This window comes from Kitasatospora sp. NPDC127060 (assembly GCF_042724935.1).
Taxonomy (GTDB): Bacteria; Actinomycetota; Actinomycetes; order Streptomycetales; family Streptomycetaceae; genus Kitasatospora.
Map to the genome: position 1 here is coordinate 76,350 of NZ_JBHXEG010000025.1, position 20,783 is coordinate 97,132.

19 protein-coding genes are annotated in these 20,783 nt (G+C 73.3%); 15 read left to right on the forward strand and 4 right to left on the reverse strand.

Features of this window, described 5'->3' with window-relative positions; translation table 11 throughout:
* Positions 1–5 precede the first annotated feature (5 nt).
* The 6 genes from ACFWIS_RS16600 (at position 6) to ACFWIS_RS16625 (ending at position 5,465) form a co-directional block, all read left to right on the forward strand.
* Positions 6–968 carry a hypothetical protein gene (locus tag ACFWIS_RS16600; protein WP_380456310.1) on the forward strand — a complete coding sequence of 321 codons (963 nt, stop codon included), beginning with the start codon at positions 6–8 and terminating at the stop codon, positions 966–968.
* A 74-nt stretch (positions 969–1,042) separates the two neighbouring features.
* Positions 1,043–1,594 (forward strand): GNAT family N-acetyltransferase, encoded by a 552-nt coding sequence (locus tag ACFWIS_RS16605; RefSeq protein WP_380456308.1) that lies wholly within the window; start codon positions 1,043–1,045, stop codon positions 1,592–1,594.
* Positions 1,595–1,679: 85 nt separating this feature from the next.
* Positions 1,680–2,663 (forward strand): hypothetical protein, encoded by a 984-nt coding sequence (locus ACFWIS_RS16610; RefSeq protein WP_380456306.1) that lies wholly within the window; start codon positions 1,680–1,682, stop codon positions 2,661–2,663.
* Complete coding sequence (locus ACFWIS_RS16615; RefSeq protein WP_380456304.1) at positions 2,660–3,928, forward strand: sensor histidine kinase; 1,269 nt, start codon at positions 2,660–2,662, stop codon at positions 3,926–3,928. Before ACFWIS_RS16610 ends, ACFWIS_RS16615 begins: the two co-directional genes overlap by 4 nt.
* A gap of 113 nt (positions 3,929–4,041) precedes the next feature.
* The gene (locus tag ACFWIS_RS16620) at positions 4,042–4,698 is read left to right on the forward strand and encodes a response regulator (RefSeq protein WP_380456383.1); all 657 of its coding nucleotides are present in this window, start codon (positions 4,042–4,044) and stop codon (positions 4,696–4,698) included.
* Between the two features lie 125 nt (positions 4,699–4,823).
* Positions 4,824–5,465 (forward strand): Pr6Pr family membrane protein, encoded by a 642-nt coding sequence (locus tag ACFWIS_RS16625; protein WP_380456302.1) that lies wholly within the window; start codon positions 4,824–4,826, stop codon positions 5,463–5,465.
* A gap of 123 nt (positions 5,466–5,588) precedes the next feature.
* On the opposite strand, the gene ACFWIS_RS16630 is transcribed toward ACFWIS_RS16625, so the two are convergent.
* Complete coding sequence (locus ACFWIS_RS16630; protein ID WP_380456300.1) at positions 5,589–5,801, reverse strand: hypothetical protein; 213 nt, start codon at positions 5,799–5,801, stop codon at positions 5,589–5,591.
* Positions 5,802–6,042: 241 nt separating this feature from the next.
* Here ACFWIS_RS16630 and ACFWIS_RS16635 point away from each other — a divergent pair, with 241 nt between their 5' ends.
* Positions 6,043–7,545: a S41 family peptidase gene (locus ACFWIS_RS16635; protein ID WP_380456299.1), complete on the forward strand. Its 1,503-nt coding sequence runs from the start codon at positions 6,043–6,045 to the stop codon at positions 7,543–7,545.
* Positions 7,546–7,548: 3 nt separating this feature from the next.
* Here the strand turns inward: ACFWIS_RS16635 and ACFWIS_RS16640 are convergent, their stop codons facing one another.
* Entirely contained in the window at positions 7,549–9,156 is a 1,608-nt protein-coding gene (locus tag ACFWIS_RS16640) for an ABC-F family ATP-binding cassette domain-containing protein (RefSeq protein WP_380456297.1), read from the reverse strand.
* A 505-nt stretch (positions 9,157–9,661) separates the two neighbouring features.
* On the opposite strand from ACFWIS_RS16640, the gene ACFWIS_RS16645 reads away from it, so the two are divergent.
* From ACFWIS_RS16645 to ACFWIS_RS16660, 4 genes are all read left to right on the forward strand, one after another.
* Complete coding sequence (locus tag ACFWIS_RS16645; protein WP_380456295.1) at positions 9,662–10,879, forward strand: hypothetical protein; 1,218 nt, start codon at positions 9,662–9,664, stop codon at positions 10,877–10,879.
* 172 nt (positions 10,880–11,051) lie between these two features.
* Positions 11,052–12,689: an ABC-F family ATP-binding cassette domain-containing protein gene (locus ACFWIS_RS16650; RefSeq protein ID WP_380456293.1), complete on the forward strand. Its 1,638-nt coding sequence runs from the start codon at positions 11,052–11,054 to the stop codon at positions 12,687–12,689.
* Positions 12,690–12,812: 123 nt separating this feature from the next.
* The gene (locus ACFWIS_RS16655; protein ID WP_380456291.1) at positions 12,813–13,496 is read left to right on the forward strand and encodes a nitroreductase family protein; all 684 of its coding nucleotides are present in this window, start codon (positions 12,813–12,815) and stop codon (positions 13,494–13,496) included.
* A 142-nt stretch (positions 13,497–13,638) separates the two neighbouring features.
* Positions 13,639–14,295 carry a GNAT family N-acetyltransferase gene (locus tag ACFWIS_RS16660; RefSeq protein ID WP_380456289.1) on the forward strand — a complete coding sequence of 219 codons (657 nt, stop codon included), beginning with the start codon at positions 13,639–13,641 and terminating at the stop codon, positions 14,293–14,295.
* Here the strand turns inward: ACFWIS_RS16660 and ACFWIS_RS16665 are convergent.
* A complete protein-coding gene (locus ACFWIS_RS16665; protein ID WP_380456287.1) occupies positions 14,289–15,248 on the reverse strand; it encodes an aldo/keto reductase in 960 nt (319 codons plus the stop codon). The two genes, ACFWIS_RS16660 and ACFWIS_RS16665, sit on opposite strands and share 7 nt — an antisense overlap.
* Positions 15,249–15,559: 311 nt before the next feature.
* On the opposite strand from ACFWIS_RS16665, the gene ACFWIS_RS16670 reads away from it, so the two are divergent.
* From ACFWIS_RS16670 to ACFWIS_RS16680, 3 genes are all read left to right on the forward strand, one after another.
* On the forward strand, positions 15,560–17,053 hold the full coding sequence (locus tag ACFWIS_RS16670; RefSeq protein ID WP_380456285.1) for a carbohydrate binding domain-containing protein: 1,494 nt from the start codon (positions 15,560–15,562) through the stop codon (positions 17,051–17,053).
* Positions 17,054–17,220: 167 nt separating this feature from the next.
* A complete protein-coding gene (locus ACFWIS_RS16675; RefSeq protein WP_380456283.1) occupies positions 17,221–17,622 on the forward strand; it encodes a peptidase inhibitor family I36 protein in 402 nt (133 codons plus the stop codon).
* 89 nt (positions 17,623–17,711) lie between these two features.
* Positions 17,712–19,115, forward strand: a complete 1,404-nt coding sequence (locus ACFWIS_RS16680; RefSeq protein ID WP_380456282.1) for an SDR family oxidoreductase — start codon at positions 17,712–17,714, stop codon at positions 19,113–19,115.
* 117 nt (positions 19,116–19,232) lie between these two features.
* Here ACFWIS_RS16680 and ACFWIS_RS16685 read toward each other — a convergent pair whose 3' ends face one another.
* The gene (locus ACFWIS_RS16685; RefSeq protein ID WP_380456280.1) at positions 19,233–19,976 is read right to left on the reverse strand and encodes an SDR family oxidoreductase; all 744 of its coding nucleotides are present in this window, start codon (positions 19,974–19,976) and stop codon (positions 19,233–19,235) included.
* A 111-nt stretch (positions 19,977–20,087) separates the two neighbouring features.
* On the opposite strand from ACFWIS_RS16685, the gene ACFWIS_RS16690 reads away from it, so the two are divergent.
* Positions 20,088–20,726, forward strand: a complete 639-nt coding sequence (locus tag ACFWIS_RS16690) for a TetR/AcrR family transcriptional regulator (protein WP_380456278.1) — start codon at positions 20,088–20,090, stop codon at positions 20,724–20,726.
* Positions 20,727–20,783: the final 57 nt, after the last annotated feature.

Consider the following 20,783-nt stretch of genomic DNA (forward strand, 5'->3'; position numbering starts at 1 on the left):
GGTCGGTGGTGGTAACACTGGCGCTCTCCCTGCTCCTGGCCGGGGCGGGGGGGTTCGCGGTGTACCGGCAGACGAATCTCGGCGGACCTGACACCGTTTGCGACGGGGCGGCCACGGCGGACCAAGTGCACGACGCGGTAGGGCCCGGACGAATCAGCGAGTACAGAAACGGCTCCTACGACCGGACCGGGGTCTCCGCCGGCAACGACTGCTTCGCCACCGTCAGTTCCGGCCTCTTCAAGACGAAGGAGAGGGAGGTGCGCTTCACCCTCAGGCCCAACCGTGACGGCCCGACCGAGTTCGCCTCGGGGGACGCCCGACTGTTCTCCGGAGATTCGGCCGGCTCGGTGACCTCCCGCGTGGCGTGGGCCCTGCTCCCCGAGGGGTGCCCGAAGGGCCTGCTTGCCGAGGTGCGCACCGACGTCGCGGGGCACGACGAGGCCAGGGCGAGGCTGGCCGTCGCGTTCGCGAACGGAGCTGCCAAAAACCACTCCTGCGCGGACCGCACACTTCCTGCGCCGACGAGTCTCTCCGCAAGGGGCTCCGAGACGGATCCGGACTGGAACAACCTCTGCGGCCTTCCAGGGTTCGCACCCGCGAGGGACCCTAACGTCCAGTGGACGTACCGGCAGCAGGTCACCACCGCGTCCGACCCGGTCTGGACCTGCGCAATCAGCAGGCCGGGCACGAGCAGTCTGCCTCAGATCCTCGCGATCACCACCGACCCGCGGCCCATCGCTGTGCCCCCGCAACCCGACAACGAGCCGCTCGGGCGGGCCCGATGGGTCGCCCGCGGGACACTCGTTGCCACCTGCCAGGGCCGGGACGTCTACTTCACCATCGACGGCGGTTTCGAGGGGCCCCTCCGCGGCGGCCTCGGAGACTACCTGTTCTCCGACCAGAACGACCTGGTAAGGCAGTTCCTCACCGCCGGGGGCAAGGCGATCGGGTGTGAGCCGATCCTGTAGGAAATAACCGGGCGAGTGTCGACGTAATGGCCTATCGTGCCATTGGACCATTACGCACGACACGGGGAGCCACCATGCCCGCCACCGACCTCTCCACCGACCTTTCCGTCTCCGGCCGGACGATCGTCACCGTCTCCGAGCGGCTGGTGCTGAGCCGGCCGCAGGAGGGGGACGCGGAGGCGATGTTCGCGATCCACGGGGATCCGGAGACCAACCGGTACAACCCTGACGGGCCGCAGCGGGACATCGCGGCGGCGCGGGAGCAGCTGGCCGGGTTCGTGGCGGACTGGCCGCGGGACGGGGTGGGGTACTGCATGGTGGCGACCCGGGAGGAGCCGGGGGTGGTCATCGGGGTGGCCGGGCTGTTCCTGCACTCGCTGGACGGGGAGCCGGTGTTCAACCTGTACTACCGGTTCCGGCCGTCGGCGTGGGGCAAGGGGTACGCGGCGGAGGCGTGCCGGGCAGCGATGGCGGAGGCGCTGCCGCGGTTCCCCGGGATTCCGGTGACGGCGCTGATCAGGGCGGACAACCTGCCGTCGCGCCGGCTGGCCGGGCGGCTCGGGCTGGTGCCGGACCCGGACGGGCGGGTGGACCACGAGGACCGGCTGATCCACTGGATGGCCTGAGGTACGGGAGGATCCCCCGCCGGGGGGAGCGGGATCGCCCCCGGGGCGGAGGCCGCGGGCCGGGGTGCGGCGGCAGCGTAGGGACATGAGGATCAACGAGGGAGCGGTACGGACCGGGGCCGCCTGGATCGCGGTGTCGGCGACGGTGCCGTACCTGGCGCTCAAGGCGCTGTGGCTGACCGGGCATCCGGTCGGGTCGGGCGATCCCGGCGGGATGGACCGGCTGTGGCTGCTGAACCTGCTGACCGTCGGGATGGACGCCATCGCCGTGGCCCTGACACTGGCCTTCGTCCGGCCGTGGGGACGGCGGCTGCCGGCCGGGCTGGTGGCGTTCCCGATGTGGGTGGCGACCGGGCTGCTCGGCACCATCCTGGTCGCACTACCGCTGTACCTGCTGAGCACCGTCGTGCTGGGGTCGGAGCGGAGCACGGGCCAGGGGGACGACAACGGGCTCGACAGCTGGGTCTTCGCCGTGGTGTACGGCGGGTTCGCCGCACAGGGCGTGGCGCTGATCACCGCCTTCGTGCTGTACGTCCGGCGGCGCTGGGCCACACTGCTGCGGGCGCGGACCGGCGACCTGCCGCACACCCCCACCCTGACCGTCCAGCGGACTCTCGGCTGCGTCGCGGCGCTGCTCGGCGTCGGCGTCGCGGCGGCCCGGGCGTACTGGGCGGCGGGCGGGGCGGCCGGGGTGCCGATCGCGATGGCGGAGGAGCGCTCCCGGGGTGTGGCGGTGATGAACACGGTGACCGCGGCCATGGCGGTGGCCGCACCGGCGGCGCTGCTGATCCTGGTGTTCCGGATCCGGCCGCAGCGGCGGCTTCGCGGGCCACTGCTGGTGGCGTGGACGGCGGCCGGTTCACTGTTCGGCTGGGGCAGCTGGCAGTTGGTCGCCTTCGGCGCGACCACGACCGGGGTGACCGACCTGCGGATGGCGGTGCCCGGGCTGATGCCCCTGGTAGAGGCCGCCCAGGTGGTGACCGGGGTACTGATCCTGGCCGCCGGCGCGGTGGCACTGACGGAACGCGGCGCCCGGGAGGCCGCCGCTGACGTAGAGTCGCCCGGATGAGCACGGGGGGCAGCCGGATCCGGCGGGCGGGCGAGGCGTTGCTGGGGCGGCGGGCCCGGCTGCGCTGGGTGCACCTGGTGCTGGGCGGCGCCCTGCTGATGCCGTACTACCTGTTGTCGGTGGTGGGGCTCGGGGCGCTCAACCCGAACCAGGGGCACGTGCGCCAAGCACTGCTGCAACTCCTCGCGTTGTTCACCTCGCTGCCGATGGCCGCGGTCACCGCGCTGGTGCCGACGGTGCGGGGGCTGGAGGGCGCCGCCGCCCGGGCGCTGTGCGCGGTGGCCCGGCCGGAGGAGCTGGCCACCGGGCCGTCCCGGTCCTGGGCGGCCCGCCGGCGCACCTCGCTGTTCTTCGTGCTGCACCTGTTCTCCGGCGGGGTGGTCGCCGGGATGACGCTGGCCGGGGTGCCGTTCGCGGTGGTGCTGCTGTTCGGCCTCATCGGGCCCGGGGACCTGGCCGACTACTGGACGGATCGTTTCCCCGCCTGGATGTTCACCGGCCCCGCGCTGGGCCTGGCCGTCCTGCTGCTGGTCGTCGGGAGCAGTGCCGCCTGTGGTGCGCTGCTGGCCCGCTGGGCGCCCACGCTGCTCGGCCCGACCCCGGAGGAGCGGCTGACCGCCGCCGAACGCCGGGCCACTGTACTGGCCCAGCGCAACCGGCTGGCCCGCGAGTTGCACGACTCGGTCGGGCACGCGCTCAGCGCGGTCGGCATCCAGGCCTCGGCGGCCGCCCGGGTGCTGCGCACCGACCCGGACTTCGCCGCCGAGGCGCTGCGGGCGATCGAGGAGACCGCGCGCGGGGCGGTCGCCGAACTGGACACCGTGCTCGGACTGCTGCGCGAGGAGGAGGACGGCGGTGCCGCTCCGGCCGGGCCCACGCTGGCCGGGCTGGACGACCTGCTGCGCCAACTCGCCCGCACCGGCGTGACGGTGGACGCCGAGCTGGCGCCCGGCCTGGGCGCGCTTCCCGTCGAGGTCTCCCGGGAGGCGTACCGGATCGTGCAGGAGGGCCTCACCAATGTGCTGCGGCACGCCGGGCCGGCCCCGGCCGGACTGCGGGTCGGGCTGGACGCGGACCGGCTGGAGATCGAACTGACCAATCCGCTGGGCCCGTCCCGCCCGAGCCGCCCCGGCGGCGGGCGCGGACTGCGCGGGATCGGGGAACGGGCGGCGGCCCTGCGCGGCGGGAGCGCGGTGGGGCCGAGCGAGGACGGGACGACGTGGCGGCTGGCCGTCTGGCTGCCGGTGGGAGGGACTGCGGGATGAGCGGCGGGAACGGCACGGGCGCCGAGAGCGGGATGAGCGGCGACGACGGAACGGCCGGCGGGAACGGGGTCGCCGGCGGGAACGGGGTCGCCGGCGGGAACGGAGTGGCCGGCATCCGGGTGGTGATCGCGGACGACGAGCGGCTGGTCCGGATGGGCCTGCGGGTGGTGATCGACGCCGAGCCGGACCTCTTCGTGGTCGGCGAGGCCGCCGACGGCGCCGAGGTCGTCCCGCTGGTGCGCGAACTGCGCCCGGACGTGGTGCTGATGGATGTCCGGATGCCCGGCATCGACGGGATCCGGGCCACCGAGCAGCTGGTCGGCGGGATGGCCGAGCCGCCGAGGATCCTGGTGGTCACCACCTTCGAGCACGACGACCACGTGTACGACGCGCTGCGCGCGGGCGCGGCCGGGTTCCTGCTGAAGCGGGCGCGGGCGGAGGAGATGGTCCAGGCGGTGCGGCTGGTCGCGCGCGGGGACTCGCTGCTGTTCCCGGCGGCGGTGCGCGACCTCGCGCTGCGGCACGGCGCGGACGGCCGGCGGGGGGCCGCCGCCGACCGGGGGCCGATCGGTCGGCTGACCGAACGGGAGGGGCAGGTGCTGCGGTTGATGGCCACCGGGCTCAACAACGGGGAGATCGCAAGGCAGTTGGTGGTCAGCCAGGAGACGGTGAAGACCCATGTCGGCAGCGTGCTGGCCAAGTTGGGGGCCCGGGACCGCACCCAGGCGGTGATCGCGGCGTACGAGTCGGGGTTCGTACTGCCGGGGTGACCCGGAGGACTCCTGCACGAAGTTCGTACACGAGTTCCATCCGGCCGGGGCCAGGAAGTAGAGTGCGATCTCCCCCTCCCGACGTCCGATACCTCCCGTATCGCCTGGAACGAACTGGTGACCGTATGACCGTCCGGACCCGCCCCGCGCTGTGGTGGCGCATGGGCATCGTGCTCTCGGCGGGCCTCGGCCTGTCCCTCGGGACCGCCTCGCTGGTGTACTTCACCGTGCAGAGCAACGTCATCGTGCTCGGCTACTTCATCGGCGCGGTGTACTGGATGGTCAAGCGCGACACCGTGGACGCCCCCGCACCCCGGCTGCGCGGGGCGGCGACGCTGTACATCCTGATCACCGGCCTGGTCTCGCACGTCCTGCTCCAGCACGGCGCCAGCCCGCTGCCCGGACTGGTCAGCGGGCCGGACCGGCTGGCGCACTGGTCCTCCTTCTTCCTGCACTACGTCACGCCGGTGATGGTGCTGATCGACTGGCTGGCGCTGAAGCCGCGCAACGCGGCGGCCTGGAAGGACATACCGCTCTGGCTGGCCTTCCCGCTCGGCTACGCGGCGGTCGTGCTCGCCCGCAACGCGCTGTTCGACGACTTCCCGACGCCCTACCCGTACTTCTTCTTCGACCCGACCACCAAGGGCTACGGCTACGTCTGGGGCCAGATCGCCCAGCTGACGGTCGAGTTCATCGTGCTCGGCCTCGCCGTCGTCGGCCTGGACCGGCTGGGCACCCGAGTCGCAGGGAAGCTCGCCCGCGCCTGACAGCTCGACTCCCGACCGGATCCACTCGGCCGACCGCGCACCAGGACGGGTCGGCGTCGTGGCCGAGCTGGGCGGTGGTGACCCGGCCCTGTCCGGCCGCTCCCCGGGCCGCTCCCCCGCGCCTCACGCGGCGGGCGAGTCCTCCGGGGCCGCGGCGTCGAACTCCGCCCGGTGACCCTTCCAGAACGCCACGGCGTGGTCGACGAAGACCCGCCGCTGCTGCTCCCGCACGCTGAGGTCGTGGACGTACGCCTTGACGCTCTTGCCGTCCGCCGCGGCGGCCTCGCGGATCGCGGCGAGTTCGTGCTCCGTGTACTCGATGTTGAGCGCAGGCATGTCGCCGATGGTACTGCAGCGCACGGTAGTTGGACCCGGTGCGACGAATTTCCACCCGCCGTCAAACGGTTTGCCGTCCATCCCTCCAGAGGCTGTTCGGGCGGGCGGACGAGTGGACCCACAGGAGGGTACGGCGGCGGCGCGTCGGATGACGCCCGGGCGGGGCCCAGGGTCCTAACGTCGGCACCACGGCGGCGGAGGGGTTCCGCAGGGGGAAGCCGGGATTCGGCGGAGGCCGGAGATGACGCACAGGGGTATCGGCAGGGCGGCGGCCGCCGCGGTCGTGACGGCGGCACTGGCGACGACGGTCGCCGTGGTGACGCCGGGAGCGGCGTCGGCGGACGGGGCGGCGGACGGGGCGGCGCCGACGGACGGGGTGACGCCGGTCGAAGGGGTGGCCGGAGCACAGGGGCAAGGGCAGAAGGGCGATCCGCTGCAGGGGGTCTGGCGGATGGACGGCTACGGCACGGTGGTCTCCGTCGTCGGGGGTCGGCTGACCACCTACGACGTGACCGCGCACAGCTGCGTGCCCGGCTGGATCACCGCGACGCAGGCCGGCCCCGCCGGGCCGGACGGCGCCGTCCGCTACGCCATGGGCAACGACGCGGTCTCCCTCACCCCGACGGGCCGGAACCGGGCCGTCGAGCGCGAGGAGGGCGGGGTCGGCGCCAAGGAGCTGAACCGGATCCCGGCGCTGCCACCGCTGTGCACCACCCCGGCGCCGAACGACCCGCTCGCGGTCTTCGACCGGTTCTGGGAGGACTTCGAGGAGAACTACCCCTTCTTCGCGGCCAAGGGGATCGACTGGCACGCCGTCCGGGACGAGCAGCGGCGGCGGATCACCCCGGCGACGTCCACCGATCAGTTGCAGGCGGTCTTCGTCGACATGCTCCGGCCGCTCGGCGACGCCCACACCGGACTGGCGCGGATCGTCGACGGACAGCCGAACCCGGTGTTCGGCGGGCGGCGGCCCGGCTCGACGGTACGCACCAAGGAGCTGACCGCCCGGGCCGGAGAGGCCGTCGCGGCCCAGCTCACCGGCCCGGAGCAGCTCTTCGCGGGCGGCAAGCTCGGCGTGGGCCGGCTCCCCGACGGCGTCGGCTACCTGCGGGTGGGCAGCTTCGACGGCTACACCGACGGCGACTACCGCAGCCAGGTCACCGAGCTGGACAAGGCCCTCGACGCCCTGCTCGCCGATCCGGACCGGGTCAGCGGCCTGGTGCTCGACGTCCGACTGAACGGCGGCGGCTCGGACGCGCTCGGGCTGCACATCACCGCCCGGCTCACCGACCGCCCGTACCTCGCCTACCGGAAGGTGGCGCGCGACGACCCGGCCGACCCGGCGAAGTTCACCCGGCCCGTGCCCGTCCCCGTGCTGCCCTCGGACGGCGAGCACTTCACCGGGCCGGTGGCGCTGCTCACCTCCTCGATCTCGGCCAGCGCCGCGGAGACCTTCGCCCAGGCGTTGATGGGACGGTCCCCGCGGGTGACCCGGATCGGCGAGAACACCCAGGGCGTCTTCTCGGACGTCCTGATCAAGCCGCTCTCGCCGGACTTCGCGGTGGTGCTGCCGAACGAGGAGTACCTCACCCGGAACGGCAGCACCTTCGACGGCCCGGGCATCGCGCCGGACCTCCGGACCCCGGTGTACAGCCCCGAGGAGCTGGCCGCGCTCAAGGACTCCGCCCTGAGCACGGCCCGCCGGGTGCTCGCCGAGTCCGCGGGGGGCGACCGACGGCACTAACCGCTACATCGGATCCACCACCCTCAGTTCGCCGTCCAGCTCCAGCCACCTGGTCAGGCCCAGGCCGCGCAGGAAGGGCAGGTCGTGGCTGACCACGACCAGCGCGCCCTGGTAGGCGGCCAGCGCCTGGGTGAGCTGACGGACGCTGGCGAGGTCCAGGTTGTTGGTCGGCTCGTCGAGCAGCAGCAGCTGCGGTGGCGGGTCGGCCAGCAGCAGGGCGGCCAGCGTCGCCCGGAACCGCTCGCCGCCGGAGAGGGTGCCGGCCGGCTGGTCGGCCCGGCCGCCACGGAACAGGAAGCGGGCCAGCCGGGCGCGGACGGCGTTGTCCCCGGCACCGGGGGCGAACAGCTTGACGTTCTCCGCGACCGTCAACCCGTCGTCCAGCAGGTCCAGCCGCTGCGGCAGGTGGCGCAGCGGCACCTGGGTGGTGACCATGCCCTCCAGCGGGGCGAGTTCGCCCGCCATCGTGCGCAGCAGTGTGGTCTTGCCGGAGCCGTTGCGCCCGACCAGGGCGATCCGCTCGGGGCCGCGCAGGTCGAGGTCGACGGTGCCGCCGGTGGGCAGCCCGACCTTCTGCAGGGTGAGCACGGTGCGCCCGGCCGGCACGGCGGTGCGCGGCAGGTCGATCCGGATCTCGGCGTCGTCGCGCACCGCCTCCTCGGCGGCGGTGAGCCGCGCCTTGGCCTCCTCCAGGCGTTCGGTGTGCATGCCGGTGAGCCGGCCCGCCGTCTCCTGGCCCTTGCGTTTGAGCATCCCGGCGATGATGTGCGGGTCGTTGCGGGTGACCGAGCGCTTCTTGCCGTAACTGGCGCTGCGGTCCAGCCTGGTGCGGGCGTCGACCAAGTCCCGCTTCTGGCGCTGGACGTCGGCCTCGGCGTTGCGCAGCAGCCGCTCGGCCGTCTCCTGCTGGGCCGCGAGGGTGCGCTCGTACTCGGCGAAGTTGCCGCCGTACCAGGTGACTCCGCCGTCCCGCAGGTCGGCGATCTGGTCGACGTGCTGGAGCAGCTCGCGGTCGTGGCTGACGATCACCATGACGCCCTGCCAGCCGGCCACCGTCTCGTAGAGCCGCTCGCGGGCGGCCCGGTCGAGGTTGTTGGTGGGCTCGTCCAGCAGCAGCACGTCGGGGCGGCGCAGCAGCAGGGCGGCCAGCCGCAACAACACCGCCTCGCCGCCGGAGAGTTCGCCGGTGGTGCGGTCGAGGTCGAGGCTGCGCAGGCCGAGCCGGTCGAGGGTGGCGCGGGCGCGCTCCTCGACGTCCCAGTCGTCGCCGACGGCGTCGAAGTGCCGCTGGTCGGTGTCACCGGACTCGATGGCGTGCAGGGCCTCGCGGGCGGCCCGGATGCCGAGCGCCTCGTCGACCCGCAGGCCGGTGTCGAGCGTGAGTCCCTGCGGGAGGTAGCCGAGTTCGCCCGCGACCCGGACGGTGCCGCCGGTGGGGGTGAGTTCGCCGGCGATCAGCCGTAGCAGGGTGGACTTGCCGGCGCCGTTCAGGCCGATCAGTCCGGTGCGGCCGGGGCCGACGGCGAGGTGGAAGCCGTCCAGGACGGATTTGCCGTCGGGCCACTCGAACGCGAGGTCGGTGCAGAGGACGGCGGTGGTGGGTTGTGCCATGCAAGGCCTCCCGGGTGGTTGCTGAAGGGGTGACGAGCAACACGGGGAGACACCGCGGGTGCGGAACCGGTACGGCCGAACGACAGGAGGGCGGCGCAACGAGGCGCCACGGGGCCGTGACTGAGGTCGCACACTCGCACACCACGCGGCGGCAGGGCCTGCGTGGCGGGGGCGGTGTCCCGGGACCTCAGTAGAGCAACGGCCTTCTCCTTGTCTGGCGGATGACGCGAACCACGCTAGGAGCCCCGACGGAGGCATGCAACCGATTTTCGAGGGCCGCACGGAGACCGGAGAGGAAGGCCGCACGGAACCCGGAGGAGGAGCCCGGCCGGAGGCCCGGTGCCGATCCCGTGCCGATCCGGTGACAGCCTCGTACCGGCCGGGGCCGGGTGTAAGGAGTTCCTTATCCGCATGGCAGACTCCTCACCTGCCATACCTGCGGCCCCGGGGCCGTACCCGAGGAGAACGGGCCGTATGGCGGTAGTCAACAGGGGGATTTGAACTCATGTCACCGATATCCCGGCCGAGCCGTGCCGTCCTGGGCGCTTCCGTCGCCGCGCTGACCATGGTGGTCGCCACCGGTTGCGGGCCGGACAACAGTGACCCGGCCGGTGCCCAGACCGCCGCGCCGTCGGTCGCGGCCAGCGCCTCCGGGAAGCCGGGCGCGGCTCCGATCAAGCTGCCGACGGTCGAAGAGCTGAAGACCTGGAAGCTCGAGGACTGGGACAAGTGGGCCCAGGCCAACGTGATCACCCCGGCGGCCAAGGGTTACTGGACCCTGCAGAAGCTGCTGAACGCCAAGCCGAAGCCGCTGCCCCAGGCGCCGACCCAGAGCCCCTCGCAGGCGCCGGCCCAGCCGACCGCCCAGCCGACCGGCGCGGCCCCGGCCCAGCCCACCGGCGCGCAGCCGCCGACCGGCCCGGACCAGCTGCCCTCGGTGATCGCGGCGAAGCCGGTGGCGCACCCGTTCCCGAAGAACATGCACGTCAACGGCAAGATCTTCTTCAAGGACGGCAACGACGACTACGTGTGCTCCGGCACCGTCGTCTCCGACCCGGCCAACCCCGGCAAGAGCAACCTGGTGTGGACCGCGAGCCACTGCCTGCACGGCGGCAAGGGCAACAAGTACTACACCGACATCACCTTCGCCCCCGCCTTCAACAGCAACGGCGTGCTGAGCAACGGCAACAAGCAGAAGTCCAAGCTGGACGACGCCGAGCCGTACGGCGAGTGGGGCGCGACCGCCGGCATGGTCTCCCCGCAGTGGACCCAGGAGGCCGACCCGGAGCGCGGCGGCCCGTGGAGCCAGTACGACTTCGGCATCATCAAGGTCGCCAACCCGGACCCGAACGGCAAGTCGCTGGAGGAGACCGTCGGCGGCTCGGTGCCGCTGTGGTTCAACGCCCCGCGCGACCAGCTCGCCTCCGTCGCCAACTACGGCTTCCCGGAGGGCAAGCCCTTCGACGGCGTCGAGCTGGAGCACTGCGACGGTGGCAAGCCGGCCGCCAAGCCCGGTGACCCGAGCCGCCCGGCGATGCTGATGATCGGCTGCAACATGACCGGCGGCAGCAGCGGCGGCGGCTGGTACACCACCAAGGACGGCAAGCCGGCCCTGGTCAGCGACACCTCCGTCGGCAACGGCGCCAACACCTACGAGGCCGGCCCCTACCTGGAGGACGTCGCGGCGCACATGTTCGACTACTTCTCCAAGAAGGCCAAGTGATCCACGGGTAGCGCCCGTCCGGGGGCCGCGACCGCCGATCGGGCGTGGTCGCGGCCCCCGGCCCTTCCGGCTCCGGGCCCGTGGCCCTTCCGGCTCGCGGCCCCCGGCTCTTCCGGCTCGCGGCCCCGGCTTTTCCGGCTCGGGCCCCGGTCCTCCTACAATCGGCCCCATCATGAGCGCCACACTCGTAGTCAAGGACCTCAGCGCCGGCCACGGCGAACGCACCCTCTTCTCCGGCCTGGACCTGGTCGTCGCCCCCGGCGACGTGGTCGGCCTGGTCGGCGTGAACGGCGCCGGCAAGTCGACCCTGCTGCGGCTGCTGGCCGGCCTGGACACCCCCGAGGGCGGCTCGCTGCGGCTCAGCCCGGCCAGCGCCAACGTCGGCCACCTGCCGCAGGAGCCGGAGCGGCGCGAGGGCGAGTCGGTGCGCGACTTCCTGGCCCGGCGCACCGGCGTGGCGGCCGCCCAGGCCGAGCTGGACGAGGCCACCGAGGGCCTGGTCGAAGGCCGCCCGGGCGCCGACGACGCGTACGCGGCGAGCCTGGACCGCTGGCTGGACCTCGGCGGCGCCGACCTGGAGGAGCGGGCCGAGGAGGTGGCCGACTCGCTCGGCCTGAAGGTCTCCCTCGACCTGCCGATGACGGCGCTCTCCGGCGGCCAGGCCGCCCGGGCCGGCCTGGCCTCGCTGCTGCTCTCCCGCTACGACGTGTTCCTGCTGGACGAGCCCACCAACGACCTCGACCTGGACGGCCTGGAGCGGCTGGAGTCCTTCGTCAAGGGCCTGCGCGCCGGCACCGTGCTGATCAGCCACGACCGCGAGTTCCTGGCCCGCACCGTCACCAAGGTGCTGGAGCTGGACCTGCACCAGCAGCAGGTCAACCTGTACGGCGGCGGCTACGAGGCGTACCTGGAGGAGCGGGCGGTGGCCCGTCGGCACGCCCGCGAGGAGTACGACGAGTACGCGGACACCAAGTCCTCGCTGGAGGCCCGCGCGCAGATGCAGCGCAACTGGATGGAGCACGGCGTCCGCAACGCGCGTCGCAAGAGCGGCGACAACGACAAGAACGCCAAGGCGAAGCGCACCGAGTCCACCGAGAAGCAGGCCTCCAAGGCCCGGCAGACCCAGCGGATGATCGAACGGCTGGACGTGGTCGAGGAGCCGCGCAAGGAGTGGGAGCTGCGGATGGAGATCGCCGCCGCGCCGCGCTCCGGCTCGGTGGTGGCCACCCTGCGCGCGGCCGTCGCCAAGCGCGGGGACTTCACCTTCGGCCCGGTGGACCTGCAGATCGACTGGGCCGACCGGGTCGCCATCACCGGCGTCAACGGGGCGGGGAAGTCCACCCTGCTGGCCGCGCTGCTCGGTCGGCTCGAACTCGACTCCGGCAACGCCGCGTTGGGCTCGGGCGTGGTGGTCGGCGAGGTGGACCAGGCGCGTGGGCTCTTCCTCGGCGGGGAGCCGCTGTCGGACGCCTTCGCGGCCGCCGTACCGGAGCTCACCGAGGAGGAGGTGCGCACCCTGCTGGCCAAGTTCGGCCTCAAGGCGGTGCACGTGCGGCGCCCGGCGGGCACCCTCTCCCCCGGCGAGCGCACCCGGGCCGCGCTGGCACTGCTGCAGGCGCGCGGGGTCAACCTGCTGGTGCTGGACGAGCCCACCAACCACCTGGACCTGCCCGCGATCGAGCAGCTGGAGTCGGCGCTCGGCTCGTACACCGGCACCCTGCTGCTGGTCACCCACGACCGGCGGATGCTGGACACGGTGACGGTGAACCGGCGGATCGAGGTCCGGGACGGCCGGGTGCACGAGCTGTAGCCCCCACGCTGAAGCCCCGCGCCGACGCCCCGCGCGGTAGCCCGCCGCTCGCGATGGTCGGCCGCTCCCGGAATTGGTCTCTACCTCTTCCCGGAGCGGCCGTCATGTGCTGTGCTGTCGGCCATGGTTGACACGATTGACAGCGCAGTGGCGGGGACGCCCCACCCGACCGTCCCGCTCACCCCGATGACGGTGCCGGCCCACCAGGCCGAGGCCCGCGGCAAGGCCTTCCACGACGTGATGGCGCAGCGCCGGACCGTCCGCGACTACTCCACCGAGCCGATCCCGGACGGGGTGATCGAGTGGGCCGTGCGCACCGCGAGCACCGCTCCCAGCGGCGCCCACGTCCAGCCCTGGCGGTTCGTGGTGATCACCGACCCGGAGCGCAAGCGGCTCCTGCGCGAGGCGGCCGAGGCGGAGGAGCGCGAGTTCTACGGGCACCGGGCGTCCGAGGAGTGGCTGGCGGCTCTGGCGCCGATCGGCACCGACTGGCGGAAGCCGTTCCTGGAGGACGCGCCGGCCGTGATCGTGGTCTTCGAGGTGCACAAGGGCCCCGACTCGCCGCGCCCGTACTACACCAAGGAGTCGGTGGGGATCGCGGTCGGGCTGCTGCTGGCCTCGCTGCACCAGTCCGGGCTGGCGACGCTGACCCACACACCGAGCCCGATGCGCTTCCTCAACGAGGTGTGCGACCGCCCGGCGGAGGAGCGCGCCGCCTATGTGATCCCGGTCGGCTACCCGGCCGAGGGGGCGCGCGTGCCGGACCTGCGGCGCAAGGAGCTCGACGAGGTGATGATCAGGCTCTGACGCGCCGGGGGCACCGGGCACGACGCGCCCGCGGCCCGGGACCGACGCGCCGGGCGCAGCGAACGCACCCGCCGGACGGAGGGGTCCCGGATGCGCCTCCGTCCGGATGTGGCAGGTCCGGGCCAAGGACATAATCGCCGCCATGAGCCCAGCACAGTCGCAGTCCTGCGGGCGGGCGCGGCCGTCCCGCGAGCCCTCCCGGGCGGCGCCGGAGGTGACCGCGGGGCGGCCGCCGGAACTGCTGCGGCTGCCCGGCGGCCTCTCCCTGCACCGCCGCCGCAGCACCCACGCGCCGGCCCTTCACCGGGCCGTGCACGCCAACCTGGAGCACCTGCGGCCCTGGCTGGACTGGGCGGGCGAGGCTCCCAGCCGGGCCCGGACCGCCGAGCGGACCCGGGCCGGCACCGCCGCCTGGGAGGCCGGAACGGACTTCATGTACCTCGCCGACCTGGACGCGGCGCCCGGCCGGGTGGTCGCGGCCCTCGGGCTGCACGGGCGGATCGGCCCGGGCGCGCTGGAGATCGGCTACTGGGTCGCCGCCCGGCACGTCGGCCGCGGCATCGCCACCGCCGCGGCCGGGGCGCTGACCGAGGCCGCGCTGGCGCTGCCCGGGATCGCCCGGGTGGAGATCCGCTGCGACCAGGCGAACGGCGCCAGCGCGGCCGTCCCGCGCAAGCTCGGCTACCGGCTGGACCGGGTCACCGAGGCCGCAGTCCGGGCGCCGGGCGAGACCGGGCGGCAGCAGGTGTGGGTCATGGAGCGACGGGCGGGCCCCGGGGCCCGCCCGGTGGCTCAGTAGTAGCGCCCGCCCGCCGCGTCCGGCAGCGCGTCCAGCTCCGCCAGGTCGGCCGCCGAGAGCTCGATCGCGGCCGCGCCCGCGTTGTCCAGCAGGTAGCGCGGAGTCTTGGTGCCCGGGATCGGGAAGACGTACCGGCCCTGCGCCAGCACCCAGGCCAGCGCGACCTGCGCGGGCGAGGCACCGATCCGCTCGGCGACCTCCCGGACCCGCCCGACCAGCTCCAGGTTGGCCTGCAGCGCCTCCTGCTGGAAGCGGGGCAGCCGGCGGCGGAAGTCGTCCTCGGGCAGCTCGTCCAGGGAGGTGATGCTGCCGGTCAGGAAGCCCCGGCCGAGCGGCGAGTACGGCAGGAAGGCGATGCCCTGCTCCTCGGTGTACGGCAGCACCTCGGCCAGTGCGTCCCGGGTCCACAGCGACAGCTCGGACTGCACCGAGGCCACCGGGTGCACGGCCTGCGCCCGCCGGATCTCCTCGACGCCCACCTCGGAGAGCCCGATCCGGCGGACCTTGCCGGCCCGGACGGTCTCGGCCAGCGCGCCCCAGGTCTCCTCGATCGGGACGGCCGGGTCGACCCGGTGCAGCTGGTAGAGGTCGAGGTGGTCGGTGCCGAGGCGGCGCAGGCTGTCGTCGATCGAGCGCCGCACGTGCTCGGGGCTGCCGTCGCGGGCCGCGTCCTGGCCGCTGCCGCCGGGGACGATGCCGACCTTGGTGGCCAGGAAGGCGCGCTCGCGGTGGGGGCCGGCCAGCGCGGCGCCGACCACCTCCTCGTTGGTGTACGGGCCGTACATGTCGGCGGTGTCGATCAGGGTGACGCCGAGGTCCAGCGCCTGGCGGATCACCCCGACGGACTTCTCGTCGTCCCGGCTGCCCACGTCGTAGGCGAAGGTCATCCCCATGCAGCCGAGGCCGATGACGCCGATCTCCGGGCCGTTGCTGCCGAACGGGGCGTTGCGCATGACGGTGCTCCTGTCTGGTTCCGGCTGGTCCTGCTGTGGGGCGGTGCCCGCGATCGATCATGACTGACGATCAGTCACTTCGGCTGCGAGTCCGGAACTTTGACCGACAGGCCTCCTTGAACCCGCCCTAAAACCCGCCCTCGGAGGACCCCGGAAGCCCGGAAGTGCTTGACGTGCACAGCTGGTCTAGTCCAGTTTGATCCTCAGCACCGCGCTCCTCCCCGCACCGGACCAGCCCCCATGCTGCCGCCCGCCCCGTGTCTCCCCCCCCTTCACGGCGCGGGCGGCCCCACGTCCCGAGAGGCACCCCCATGCCCAGCGCGCCCCAGCACGCCCCCACCCACCGCCGCCCCGCCGGCCGGACCAAACTGCTGAGCCTCGCCGCCGCCACCGTGCTCGCCGCCGGCGGCCTCGCCACCCTCGCCGGGAACGCCGGTGCCGCCGACGTCGACCTGCTCGCCAACGGCGGCTTCGAGAGCGGCGCACTCTCCCCGTGGAGCTGTTCCGCCACCACCGGGAGCATCGTCAACTCCGGTGCGCACAGCGGGACGTACGCACTCAAGGGGGCGGTCGGCGCAAGCGACACCGCCCAGTGCGGCCAGACCGTGAGCGTCCAGCCCAACACCAGCTACACCCTCAGCGCCTGGGTGCAGGGCCAGTACGTCTACCTCGGCGCCACCGGCAGCGGCGTCACCGACCCCGCCGTGTGGACCCCGGGCGGCGCCAGCTGGCAGCAGCTGTCGGCCGCTTTCACCACCGGCCCGAGCACCACCAGCGTCACCGTCTACCTGCACGGCTGGTACGGGCAGGGCGCCTACCTCGCCGACGACGTCACCCTCACCGGCCCCGGCGGCGGCCCGACCACCCCGCCGACCACCCCGCCGAGCGGAACCCCCACCGGCGGCCCGACCACCCCGCCGCCGAACGTCGCGCTCCCGGTCGCCCCGTACATCGACATGGGCGCCTGGCCCACCCCGTCCATGCCCGACATGGCCAAGGCCGGCGGCGTCAAGGGCTACACCATGGGCTTCGTCACCGGTGTCGGCTGCAAGGCCAGCTGGTTCAACGCCTACGACCCGCGCACCGGCTGGGCCAAGGACCAGGTCGACGCGCTGCGCGCGGCCGGCGGCGACGTCAAGCTCTCCTTCGGCGGCGCCAGCGGCACCGAACTCGCCGCCGCCTGCACCTCGGTGGACTCGCTGTTCAACGAGTACGACGCGGTCGTCAACGCCTACAACCTGCGCTACGTCGACTACGACATCGAGGGCGCGGCGATCGCCGACACCGCCTCCAACGACCGCCGCTCCGCCGCCCTCGCGAAGCTGCAGCAGGCCCACCCGGGCCTCAAGGTCTCGCTCACCCTGCCCGTCCTGCCCGAGGGCCTGACCAGCGACGGCGTCGCCGTCGTCAAGTCCGCCCGGGACGCCGGGGTCGACCTCGACCTGGTGAACGTCATGGCGATGGACTACTACCGCTCCGGCAGCGACTACGGCAACGCCGCCGTCCAGGCCGCGCAGGCGACCTTCGGCCAGCTGAAGGCGCTCTACCCGGCGAAGACCGACGCCCGGCTGTGGGCCATGGTCGGGGTCACCCCGATGATCGGCGAGAACGACGACCACCAGATCTACAACCAGGCCGCGGCCCAGCAGTTGGTGACCTTCGCCAAGCAGAACCACCTCGGCCTGCTCGCCTTCTGGGACGCCACCCGGGACGCCAACGCCTGCACCGGCTCGCTGGCCAAGTGCACCAACATCCCGCAGCAGCCGTACGAGTTCGCGAAGGTCTTCAGCCAGTACACGGGCTGAGCCGCAGCACTTCCGGGGCCCCGGCGGACCGGGGGGCCGTCGGCGCCCCGGCCCGTTCCCCGGGGCCGCCCGGCCGCCCGCGTGGCGCCGACCGTTCGTCCAGGAACCATCTAGCATGCGGTGACGCCGACGACACCGTCGGTCACCACCTCGTGTTGGGAGCCCCCGTGCGTCACCGCCTGATCCGCGCCGCCCTCGCCTCCGCCGCCGCCCTCGGCCTCGCCGCCGCGACCGCCCCCGCCGTCCACGCGGCCCCGGCCTCCCGCGCGGCCGTCCACTGCCCCAAGGGCCACCTCTGCCTGTTCGAAGGCCCGAACCTGACCGGCCGCCTGCTGCTCGACGAGGACGCCCACATCACCAAGGAGGGCTTCCGACTGCGCGAGCTGGAAGACATCGAGCCGCCGATCTTCCCGCACTCCGCGGTCGACCCGCTCCCGGACGACTTCGGCTGCATCATCCGCCTGAACGACCAGCCCAGGTTCGCCGGGGACGAGCAGGAACTCTCCGGCTTCGGCAAGCACGAGCTGGACGGCCGCCGGGTCGGCTCGCTCACCTCCGACTGCGGCTGAGCAGGCCGGACAGCCGGAGAAATTGGCATCTCATCCTCCCGGACCGTCCACTACAGTCCCTCCCACCTGTACGGAACGAGGGGGCGGACATGACGGTCCGGGACGACCACCATCAGCTGATCACCGACACCACGACCAGCGAAGCCGCCTGCGCGGCGGGCCTCACCCCCGAGGAACTCAGCGCGTTCAGCACCACCCTGGGCCGCCTGCGCGACCTCCCCTTCCAGGACCGCACCCGGCTGCACGCCGAGCGCCAGCTCAGCTCCTTCGTGGTGGAGAGCCGCAAACGCCGCCGCCAGGAGGCCAAGCAGGCCGTCCGGCAGGCCGACGCCGCGCTGCTCGCCGCCACCGCGACCGGCGCCCGGCAACGCCGCGAGGACACGCCGCTCCCGCCTGCGGGAGGGCCGGTCGGCGAGCTGCTCGTCCCGCGCAAGTGCTACGTCTGCAAGCAGCCGTACCGCCAGGTCGACGGCTTCTACCACATGCTCTGCCCGGACTGCGCGGCCGACAACACCGCCCGCCGCGACCTCTCCACCGATCTGCGCGGGCGCCGGGCACTGCTCACCGGCGGGCGGGTGAAGATCGGATTCCAGCTCGCGCTGATGCTGCTGCGGGACGGCGCCGAGCTGATCGTCACCAGCCGCTTCCCGCAGGACACCGTCCGCCGCTTCCGCGCCGCCGAGGGCAGCGGGCAGTGGTGGGAGCGGCTCACCGTGGTCGGCATCGACCTCCGCGATCCGCGCCAAGTCCTCGGCCTGACTGAGGAGTTGCGCGCCGACGGGCGGCCGCTGGACATCCTGGTCAACAACGCCGCACAGACCCTGCGGCGCCCGCCGGAGTCGTACGCCCTGCTGGCGGCCGGGGAGTCCACCGCCCTGCCGGGCACCGACCGCCGGGCCGTCACCCACGCCCCCGGGTTCCGCCCGCTCACCGATGTCGCCCAACTGCCCTCAGGGGCCGGTTCGCTGCTGGACCTCACCGACGAGGCCGGACTGCTGCCCGACCTCGCGCCCGTCAACTCCTGGTCCACCACGCTCGGCTCGCTCGATCCGGCTGAGGTGCTGGAGACCCAGCTGGTCAACGCCCTGGCCCCGGCGCTACTCTGCGACCGGTTGCTTCCGCTGCTGCTCGCCTCCCCGCACCCCGCCCGCTACATCGTCAACGTCACTGCGGTGGAGGGCCGGTTCGCCGTCCGCAACAAGACGGCGCGCCACCCCCACACCAACATGGCCAAGGCCGCGCTCAACATGCTCACCCGCACCAGCGCCGCCGAACTCGCCCCGCAGGGCGTGCACATGTGCGCCGTGGACACCGGCTGGATCACCGACGAGAACCCGGCGCCCACGAAGACCCGGATCGCCGCCCGGGGCTTCCGCACCCCGCTGGACATCGTGGACGGCGCCGCCCGGGTCTACGACCCGATCGTGCGCGGCGAGGCCGGGCACCCGGTGTCGGGGGTGTTCCTCAAGGACTACCGGGTGGCGGAGTGGTGACGCCCCAGCCGTCGCATCAGCCGGCGCACCAGGTGCCGCACCAGGTGCCGTAGCGGTGCGCCGGAACGGCCCGGCCCGGGGCGATCCCGGGCCGGGCCGTCGGCGTTCCAGCAGGGCTCAGCGCCCGGTGGGCAGGTTGGCCCCGCCGGTGCAGTCGAGCACCACGCCGGTGACGAAGGTGTTGGCGGCGAACATGTGGATCGCCCGGGCGACGTCCTCGGGCCGGCCGACCCGGCCGACCGGGGTGGTGGCGGCCAGGCCGTCGAAGAGGGCGGCGCGCTGCTCGGTGGGGACGCGGTCCCACCACGGGGTGTCGATGACGCCGGGCGAGACGGCGTTGATCCGCAGCGGGGCGAGTTCGACGGCCAGCGGCGGGACCATCGCCTCCAGGGCCCCGTTGATGGCGGCCAGGCCGACGGTGCCGGGGATGGCGGCGCGGGCCGAGGCGGCGGTGATCAGGGTGACCGAGCCGTCCTTGCGCAGGTGCGGCAGGGCCGCCTGGAGCACCCGGACCTGCGGCCAGAACTTGGCGTCGAAGCCGTGGGCGAGATCGGCGAAGTCGAGTTCGGCGAACGGGCCGCTGCCGGCCGCGCCGCTGACCGCGACCACCAGGTGGTCGACGGCGCCGGCCCCGGCGAAGAAGGCGGCCAGCGCGGCCGGGTCGGTGGCGTCGAGCCGGGCGCCGCTGGTCTTGCCGCCGATCCGGGCGACGGCGGCGTCCAGCTTCTCGTGGTCGCGGCCGGTGATCACGACCTCGGCGCCGTCGGCGGCGAAGGCGGTCGCGGTCGCCTCGCCGATGCCCGAGCTGCCGCCCATGACGACGACGTGCTGTCCGGCGAAGAGGTTCGTTGCAGTGCTCATGTTCGGGCCTTTCCGGCTTGCTCGAGTTATTGTCGAGACCGCTAGTTCCGGTAATGATGGTTGCCGAGACTGTTAGTCTTGTCAAGCGGGGGAAGGGAGAAAGGGACCACGATGAGCAAGAGCGACCCCTCGGCCGAGCAGGCCTCCGCCGTCCGGCCGCACACCGGCCGCCGCCGCAACGAGGCGGCCCACCGGGCGATCCTGGACGCGGCACTCCGCCTGCTCGCCGACTCCGACGGCACGCCCGTCACCATCGACGCCATCGCCCGCACGGCCGGCGTCGGCAAGCAGACCGTCTACCGCTGGTGGCCCTCCAAGGGCGCCGTCCTGCTGGACGCCCTCACCGACCGCGCCGACCAGGACGTCACCGACCACCCTGACACCGGCACCCTCCGCACCGACCTGCGCGCCTTCATCGGGACCACCTTCGACGCCGCTCAGCGCGGCACCACCGCCTCCGCGCTGCGCACCGTCGCCCGCGAGGCCGCCCGCGACCCGCACCTGGCCGAGCTGATGCAGACCTTCACCGCCACCCGGCGCACCGCACTGCACGAACTCCTCACCCGGGGCCGCGAGCGCGGCGAACTGGCCGACCACGCCGACCTCGACCTGATCGTGGACCAGGTCTACGGGGTGTTCTGGTACCGCTTCCTGCTCGGCCACGGCCCACTGGACGTGTCCACCGCCGAGCGGCTCGCCGACACCCTGATCACCGGGAACGACTCACCGGCGACGGCGTCCGCGAACTGACCGCCCGGGCCGGGCCGGTCGCCGTCGGCGAGTACTACCGGACGCACTGAGAAACGC